Below are 8,251 nucleotides of genomic sequence, written 5' to 3'. Positions count from 1 at the left end.
TGCTCCAATAGTTGGTGCTATGCTCCATTCATAAGAAACAATCGTACCATCGACATCATATGAGCCTTCTGGATTTAATTTAACATTGTCTCCTAAAAACAACTTAAATGGCTCCCAAATATATTCAGCGACAGGCGGTTTATTAGGTGCTTTAGGTTTAACCAAAATGGTATGAACAGCAGGTATTATTGATTTTAGACCATCATTGTCAATTACATTTAGAGTTACCTCATATTCACCAACCTGTGCATTCATTATCTTAGGATTCATTAATGTAGAGGTTGTAACAATTCCATTAGGAGCTTTTATTGACCAATCATACCCCTCTATAGTTCCGTCTAAGTCATAACTATAAGAAGGATCAAGTGTAATCGTGTCTTCTTCTGTTGGTTGTAGTGGCTCCCAAGCAAATTCAGCAAACGGCGCTTCTGGTCCCTGTATCATTTCCACTTCAATTGTATAATCATCAGATAAAGATTGTAGCGGGAATGGCGGGTCATCAAATACCGTTTGTGTAATTCTATACTTGCCTATACCACCAAATTGCTCTAAATCTGTTGGTGGCACACCAGTATTCCAAGATTCAATAACGTTCCCATTCTCGTCAATTTGTTCCACTAACCAACTGTAGTTTATTAGAGGATCACCATTAGGATCGTAACTCTGATCTTCGTATGTGAGAAGTTTCCCTTTTTCAACTGGGTTAGGGCTTAAAGTAAATAACGAAACTGGCGGATCATTATCACGGATTACTTTTATATTACGTTCATATAATTCTGAAGTTAATGAAGCCCCAACTTTAGGAATATCATCAACAGTTAAACCAATAACATACTCTCCAATCGGCAATCCCATCTCTTCAAAACTTTCTGGCCAAGAAGTTAAATTCTTAAGTACTGTTTGATCGCCTTGTTTACGCACAGTAATTTGATAGTTTGTAAGAGGGTCATCGTTTGGATCATAACTTAAATCTATAAAGTTTAACTTTTCACTTCTTGTTACTATATCCTGTACTTCAAATAAAGCAACAGGTGGTAAATTTTCATTTTTCGTGCTAATTCTCTTTGTTATTGAATCACTTGCACCATCTATATCAGTTACAGTCAATGTTACGTCATAGAATTTGTCAACTTGTACGTTAGCTGGTGGCTTACCTTCGTATTCCACACCGTCAAGATAATAACTCCATTCATATTCCGCAATTCCTTTATCGTCTCGATTAGTTTTAAAATCGATATCATATGAAGGTGAAGGATCTAATGTGAGTTTAAAATTATCACTCTGGTCTACTGTAAAATTAAACAATGCTGTAGGACGTCTATGAACATTAACTGTGTATTCCCTTACTATGCTCTCATCTGACCACTTACGGAAATTATAGAATCGTGAATCTTTAAAGTGAATTGGGTCATCCATTGCACGTAATTGAATTTTATATGTCCCTACTGCTGGTAGTTGCATAGGATTGTTAATCCATAGACCGTTTTGTGCAATAGGACCTGAAGGTTGATTATCAATTACCCTTCCGTTTACTTTAGTTGGATCATGTTCAAATTTCCACTCTCGTTTTAATTCTGGATCATTTTCATGATCTTCATAAGTGACGGTATAATCAACTTTATCACCAAGAACAATAGTTTTATTAACTCCGTCCTCTTTGTGAGCATAGTTACTAATAAAGTAATCTTCAATCTCCTGAACATGCTTTTCAGCAGCAGTGCTATCATACACAGTGAACTGCCCAAGCTTTGAACCATTGGTCATAACCTTCTCAAAGTTTACTCGATTATCATTATTTGCAGTGTTCCATAAGTATATGGAATTGTTTTTCATTGCAGAAATAACACTACTAAACTTTGAGGTATTGTTAGTCCATGACCAATTCCTTTTATCATAGCGGATATAATAACTATCAGCTCCCGCTCTATAAGAGGCATTTGAAATAGCCTCACTATAATCGGTTGTATCAATAAAAGGTTTTTGCGAACCACTTGTTGTAAAGTTCTGTATCTCATACGCGGATCGCGGAACATCTTTTCGAATATTATATGTCCTTGAAACGGTATTCACTCGACTATACCTATCCGTAGAAGAAGTCCTAAAAGCATCTTGTGATAGTGGTGGAAGTCCTTTCTCTTCCCTTCTTGCATCTGATTCTGTTCTATCAGCATAAGTATGATTGACAAAAGTCTTACTCCAAGAGGTACATGATAGATAACCACAAGATGGTAATGTACTTGTATAGGAATCCCAGTTAGGACACCAGTAGGTTCCAGTCGAGAATGAACAAGTAAAAGTGTACGATTCATTTTGCGTGTTATCAGTTGTCGAAGTAATGTACCAGCCAGAAGGTGGAGAATAATTAGGACTAGCTGATGTTACAGTATCATAATAGCTATCTGTCCAATAAGTCGTACCCCAGTTAGGGTAATTAATGTTATATGTTCCATCCGGATCTGGTCTATTCTCATAAGAGTTATCAATAACAACTCGTGCATCTATCCCCTTAGTTATAAGGTTTACTTCTAAATCTCCCGCAAGAGCTGTTAATTTATTTTTCTCAGCACTATCAATATCATAACTATAATCATAAGCTTCCCATGTTCTTGTTTCGACATAATTTGTTCGATAATACCGATCTTGAGAACCATAATTCGTATGATTTGTCTGCATTGTTGCGGTATCAAGACCAGCAAAATTTAAGTAAATATCAACTTTATTATGTTTGGTTATACCAAAATCAACAACAGGCGGAGCATTATCTACAGTTACTGCCTTATCATTTTGAGGGATATTAAAATTCTCTACTTTATGATACTGATCAATACTCTGTAATGGTACTGGAAGTGTAGGTTCCGTATCGTCTCTTAAGTAGTGTTCCGCTAATATGAATTCAGGGATCGTTGGTTGATTAAAACTTTCCACGACTTCTAAATTAAAACGGTAGTTCCCCACTCGATCTGTTTCATAGTAAACGACTGGCTCATTTGCATCTGAGATAACCTGCTTGGGTGTATCTCTTTTAGTTCCAAAAAGTCCATCGTTATTACTATCATATTCTATATACCATATGCGTTGTGCAATAGTATCATCATCTATTGAATACGAGCTATCCGTTAACTTAACCTTAGCAATTCCAGTTTCATCACGAAGTACTTTCTTTCCCTCTACTGTAAATTGAGCAATCGGTTTAAGGTCAGGAGCTACAGTGAACTTTTTGGTTACTGGCTCACTTGTCTCACCTAAATTATTTGTTACTGTAACTGTAGCTTCATATTCTCCAGGTTTTCTTACTAAGATTTCTCTTTTGGAATAATCACTAGATACTTTTACCTTAATGTCATCCTGTGTTATTCCTTCAGTTATAGGTGTAATTGTCCAGTTGGTCTGACTATAGTCAATCGGAGCAACATGAACAGGACTTTTTGAATCTGAATTCGTTGCGTCTAAAACTATTTTACGATTTACTTTGAGACTTCCGTAAACTGATAGATCAGCTGTTGGAGTAGTTGGTAAAATTTTAAAACTCTTACTTACATCAGAAGAAGCCCCGTCATCATCTGTAACAGTTAAATGTGCAACATGGTTTTCTGGAACAGTTACCCTTGGGTACTTCACATGTAAAGAACTTGGTTTTCCATCAACTAGTAGATTAGTAGAAACAATCGTTCCATCAGGATCATAACTTGAATCTGTCATTTCAACAGTTTCAATCCAATAATATTCCTTTAACACTTCAAGTGAAGCAATCGGCGGCTTATTCTCATATTCAATAATAAGCTCTGTTACATCAAGGATTGCTGTGTCAGTTTTACCATCGTAAGTTGCAGTTATTGTAACTTGTCCTTCTTCAATCCCAATAGCCTTACCAGTAGAATCAATACTCGCTATTGATGTATTACTACTACTATAGCTTGAAGTGCTTGTTACATCTAACCTTGAACCATCTGCCTTAATGTATTCAACCTTATAACTCTGATTTTCACCGACCATGATTGCACTATACTCAGGTGTTAATTCAATTGTTCCTGGATCAGCGGGTATTACTGAGTCATCATCAACGACAGTCAACAGCCCTCTGTCTACTAGCTCTTTACCACTCACAGGATCTTCAAAGGTAGCAATAATTCCTGTTACACCTTCTTCATATCCTGTCGCTAGTCCTGTAAAATCAATTTCTGCAATATCCGTTTTTGATGAAACAAGTTCCGTTAGTGTTGTAATATCTACTTTATGCCCGGTATTTAGATAGCCATATACTTTGAACTGTTGAGTGTCACCGACTTTAATTGTGGCTTTACTCGGTACAAGTTCTATTTTTACATATCTAGGAGGTAAAACATCGAATTTCATTTGTAAAAAGTAATCAGTATTGCGATTCTCAAAACGCGCACCTTGCCAGTTGTAATATTCATATTTTTTATAACTTCCACTTGGCGTTCCCCATGTCTTACTGTAATATGTCCAATCTGAAAGACTCATATTATTCATGTAAGGGTCGTTTCCTGGTGTGTAAGTAAATGCATTGCACCGTCCAAAATAAGTTCCGTTCCTCAACTCACTCTCGGTCGGTACTTTTCCATACTTAGAATCTTCAAGTGAAAATTTGTTACAGTCTAAGACAGACACAGGATACGTCCTATAACTATGGACTGGAAAAACCAAGGCTTCAGTTGGAGTTGCATATTGATTCTTTTTCTTTTCCCTATCAATAATTTCTTGCATTTTTTTCCGAACAGCTGCCTCATTTTCTCCTGCAATTGAAATAGGATCAGTTACATACTGGCTCGAATTAGTTTTTCGAAATTGCATATGCTTGTCAGCAACAGTAGAACGGTGTAATATCCCGTTTTCTTTAATACTTGTATATGACCAAGGATTAAGGTTACCAGTTTTCTCAAACCATTGAGGATGTCTCCCGCTACTCGGGACACTCCCTGCTGGTTCAACTAGCAACCTTTCAAGTGGAACATTACTAGCTTTTATATTTGCAGGTACGCTTTCTACTGCTGATACAGGTAAAGCGAATGAAAAAAGGTTAGGTGGCAACATAGAAAGGAGAATAACTAAAATCAACAATACTTGAAACATTTTACTATGTCTCAATTTTCTCATAGAGCCACCACCTTAAAATTTCTAGCTCTTACTATAAGTAGTTTTTGACTTATCATGAACAATATAGGTATCACCATCAATATATGCTTTATTTCCTTCTAATCTTTCTATAAACACACGTTGGCCTTTTTTCAATGTGTATACAACCTTACCATTTGCATTAAATACTGAAACATTTTGTTTTGCTGTAATAGCCCCAACGAAGTACTGAATTTTAGTACTATCAAGAACATAATACCCTCCACCAACATCATACTTTCCATTGTCATAATCAAAGACTCTAACAGCTTCACCAGCAGTTAAATATCTGTGAATTTGACCACTAGGGTTATACATTGGGACAGATTTATTAACTTGTAATCTACCAATAAAGTGACTCATTAATGCATCATTTCTAGGCACATAATAAGCACCACCAACGTTATAAAGGTTGCCATCTATTCCATAAATTCGGTAGAATCCACCCTTTTCAAGCATTTTCACAGCCGTATATGTACCGTTACTCTCCTTTTTAAGTAAAGGTATATCTTGTTTAGCTATTAATCTTGCCATTGGCTCACGATACGGATTTGTGTCTTTTGGGATAACAATACTCTTCCCTGCAATACTCTTTGATTGTGCTGGAGTATAGTTATCTATAACTTTAGAGTAATCATCTTTAGATAGATTTAGGTAATTTACCCCTTCATAATAACGGACTTCCATCTTATAAAAGTTCTCTGCCCCTTGACGGTGAGCGGTTAAATAATAGTTTCCTGTGGGATTGTTAACAAAAACACTATATCTTAAATGAAAATTTGAATAGTTGTTCTCGTTTACTCGATCGTATCTCTCAGCTTTAGTTTCTATATAGTGATATGGATTTGTTGCGCTTTTTGCATCAAAACGATCTGCAAAACCATACACATAAGTATTACCTGTTTCAAACACTTCTTTGAAATACCCCTCCGAACTGGAATGAGTACCTTTTTTAAATATACCTACTATCGTACCCGGTACCACTTTGTCGGTCTTATAAAGGTTTGTTCCTTTACCTCCCCAAAAAATTGGTCCACCATCAGGCAGATCATACTCACTATTCTGAAGTGTAGTTATTTTTGTAGGATCAACTGTAGCAGCTTTAACATCAGTTACAGTAGGAACTAGTAACCCACCCGCAATAGCAAGACCTAAAATTGGTTTTAACACAGACTTTTTCTTCATTACTTTTTCCTCCTTATTCGACTAAATTCTTCCTTAACTCTATTATACACACAATCGTGTGCATAAACAACCTTTTGTTTCCATTTTCCACTAGTTTTTGCACACGATCATGTTGATTTTATATGACTTTCTTCATATAATAAACATATCGTGAAGGAGGTAAATGTAATGTTAAAGTGGAATTTGGAGTACTTTATGGTAAGGGATAACCTCTCAATTGATGAGACAGCTAAAATGACTGGTCTACACCGAAATGCGATATCAAAGATCAAAAATAACAAACAAAGTAGAGCCGATCTTGAAACGATAGAGCGTATTTGTGATGGGTTTGGTATCACTATTGACCAGTTAATCATTAAAGATAGAGATGCTTAGTCTTCACCTTGAAAATTCAGCAAACATATCTATCATCCACATACACAACTTTTCTTCTTCTATTAACGCCGAAGCGGCTTCACCTCCTAAAAGACAATAAAAAAAGACGCAATATACCTCTATCGAAATAGAGGTTATTGCGTCTTCCGCCTAATTTAATATTAATTTATATTAGATTATACTATGTAGAACCTTGTTTGAAAAGAAAATTTTAGTAACCTCAAACAAAAAACCCTACCTAATTCCTTGAATAATATGTTCATTGAATTAGGTAAGGTTCTTGGTTCTTCACTTACCTTTTATATTCCTGCACTTTTATAAATTGTGTCGGTTCATCTTGCCCCACAATCTGAGTCTCAACCACATATACTACACTTGGACCAAAGATAACCTGCTCATAATCAATTCCTTTTGTGCTATCCACAAAGTTATAGATATAAGGAAACTCTAGGGTCGCATTCGTTATTGGATCAAGTGTCATATCATCTAAATATACAGCAGCTTTTATTTCAAGCGGTGATTTAAATAATGTCTTATTAGTTGGTTGTAGATTCTTATCAAATTGAATATTTTTAGTTAAAGTATCAATAAAGACATCGTGACCAGCTACTTGATCAAATTGAACTTTTATATCTTCTACCATTTCAATTTCATTTACCTGTAAAGAAGCATCATGAACTGCATTTTCTAAAGCATAATGCATTTCCCTATTCGCTCGATCTTGAAGTAATGATTCAACATCATATACCCATAAGGTAATAACCGATGAAAATATCATAAACGTCACCAATAACTTACTCATCTATAAATCTCCTTAATTGACGAATTCACTCATCCTACTGGCAATATGTACATGATACATTTCCTCTTCATTAGAGGTATCTCTTTCCAATAAATTTTTAATTAATAAATGCTGATACTCATTAGGCACTTTAATTTTTCCATGAATATAGTTTCCTCTTAGCACCGGATTAGTGGTTAGCTCCAATTCAATGTCATCTTCTTCGTAGCCAACCTTTTTCACTATATCTTTCATCTCATCAATAATATCCTCTGTAAAATAACCCTCTAGACTTGCTTTATCAATTCCTCTTTGTAATGCAACTTGAATAACTTTCTCTCTTGATTCTTCTAAACGATCTAATGAAGGTTGAAATAAGACAACTAACCATAAAGGAAGTAGCATTAAAAGAACGAGTAATTTTTCCACTATTTTTCCTCCTAAAAGCTAATAGAGTGACAAATACTATAGCCTTGTCACTCTACAAATGATATTTGTGTCTAAACATTATGGAGTCGTAGGTGCTGCTAAACCACCACCAAATGTCTCCATTGAATCATTTGCGCTCTGAACTATATCTTGTGTATTGTCTTTCATATCGATTGCATCCGTATGAATCCCATCTTCATCAAAAATAGTAGAGTTCGTGATCCCTACTGCAAAAAGTAGAATCATTAATAAGATTAATAATTTTTCCATTATCTATCACTCTCCATTTAAAACCCTTAAAACGACTAATAAAATCAGTCACCTTAAGGGTAAGTTTTACTTCAACAA

General features: G+C 35.4%; 6 protein-coding genes. 1 reads left to right on the top strand and 5 read right to left on the bottom strand.

The genetic code is table 11. The features are described from left to right. Positions 1–5,115: Ig-like domain-containing protein (locus tag ACEWK1_RS26590; RefSeq protein ID WP_416636820.1), on the bottom strand; the 5,115-nt coding region annotated here is incomplete at its 3' end. 21 nt (positions 5,116–5,136) lie between these two features. Next, on the bottom strand, positions 5,137–6,318 hold the full coding sequence (locus ACEWK1_RS26585) for a hypothetical protein (protein ID WP_098797079.1): 1,182 nt from the start codon (positions 6,316–6,318) through the stop codon (positions 5,137–5,139). A 168-nt stretch (positions 6,319–6,486) separates the two neighbouring features. On the opposite strand from ACEWK1_RS26585, the gene ACEWK1_RS26580 reads away from it, so the two are divergent. Then, a complete protein-coding gene (locus ACEWK1_RS26580) occupies positions 6,487–6,693 on the top strand; it encodes a helix-turn-helix domain-containing protein (protein ID WP_098797078.1) in 207 nt (68 codons plus the stop codon). A 292-nt stretch (positions 6,694–6,985) separates the two neighbouring features. Here ACEWK1_RS26580 and ACEWK1_RS26575 read toward each other — a convergent pair whose 3' ends face one another. From ACEWK1_RS26575 to ACEWK1_RS26565, 3 genes are all read right to left on the bottom strand, one after another. Next, the gene (locus ACEWK1_RS26575) at positions 6,986–7,495 is read right to left on the bottom strand and encodes a hypothetical protein (protein ID WP_098797077.1); all 510 of its coding nucleotides are present in this window, start codon (positions 7,493–7,495) and stop codon (positions 6,986–6,988) included. A gap of 12 nt (positions 7,496–7,507) precedes the next feature. Then, a complete protein-coding gene (locus ACEWK1_RS26570; RefSeq protein WP_098797076.1) occupies positions 7,508–7,903 on the bottom strand; it encodes a hypothetical protein in 396 nt (131 codons plus the stop codon). 78 nt (positions 7,904–7,981) lie between these two features. Further along, the gene (locus ACEWK1_RS26565) at positions 7,982–8,173 is read right to left on the bottom strand and encodes a hypothetical protein (RefSeq protein ID WP_098797075.1); all 192 of its coding nucleotides are present in this window, start codon (positions 8,171–8,173) and stop codon (positions 7,982–7,984) included. Between the last annotated feature and the right edge of the window lie 78 nt (positions 8,174–8,251).

It is taken from the genome of Metabacillus sp. YM-086, assembly GCF_048059995.1.
GTDB classification, from domain to species: Bacteria; Bacillota; Bacilli; order Bacillales; family Bacillaceae; genus Metabacillus; species Metabacillus litoralis_B.
Note: the sequence above shows the minus strand (reverse complement) of the source record. Positions and strands in the feature narration are given on the sequence as shown.

Bases quoted from the DNA above. Each gene is read 5' to 3' on its own strand.
- ACEWK1_RS26585 (WP_098797079.1), bottom strand. From the start codon at position 6,318: ATGAAGAAAAAGTCTGTGTTAAAACCAATTTTAGGTCTTGCTATTGCG.
- ACEWK1_RS26580 (WP_098797078.1), top strand. From the start codon at position 6,487: ATGTTAAAGTGGAATTTGGAGTACTTTATGGTAAGGGATAACCTCTCA.
- ACEWK1_RS26575 (WP_098797077.1), bottom strand. From the start codon at position 7,495: ATGAGTAAGTTATTGGTGACGTTTATGATATTTTCATCGGTTATTACC.
- ACEWK1_RS26565 (WP_098797075.1), bottom strand. From the start codon at position 8,173: ATGGAAAAATTATTAATCTTATTAATGATTCTACTTTTTGCAGTAGGG.